Origin of the sequence: Parahoeflea olei (genome assembly GCF_001703635.1) — a bacterium.
Classification (GTDB): domain Bacteria; phylum Pseudomonadota; class Alphaproteobacteria; order Rhizobiales; family Rhizobiaceae; genus Hoeflea; species Hoeflea olei.
This window is the reverse complement of record NZ_LQZT01000039.1, coordinates 1-351: the sequence shown is the minus strand read 5'-3', so window position 1 is coordinate 351 and position 351 is coordinate 1. Positions and strand designations below refer to the sequence as shown.

Below are 351 nucleotides of genomic sequence, written 5' to 3'. Positions count from 1 at the left end.
CCCGCGCGATCAACGAAGAGGTGGGCGAGCGCTGGTACAAGATGTGGAAGGCCTACCAGGACGAGGTGATCTTCGCGCACCAGACCGACGATCTCAGTGACAGCCAGCCGACCAAGGGCAATATCGAGGGTGGTCTGACGACGATTGAGGAGAAGGCGCTCGGCAATCTCGAGAAGATCGGGCGGACGTCGAAATTCATCGACATTCTCGATCCGGCCGAACAGCCGCAATCGGGCAACGGGCTCTACTTCATGGATTCGTCGTCGGCGGCTGCGGAATGCGTGACCCTGATGGCGGCGGGCGGTGCGGTGATCCACACCTTCCCGACGGGGCAGGGCAACGTGATCGGCA

At 62.1% G+C, this 351-nt stretch carries 1 pseudogene; it reads left to right on the top strand.

The window, feature by feature from the left end:
• Window positions 1-351, top strand: a pseudogene (locus AWJ14_RS16720) (UxaA family hydrolase); the annotation flags it as partial.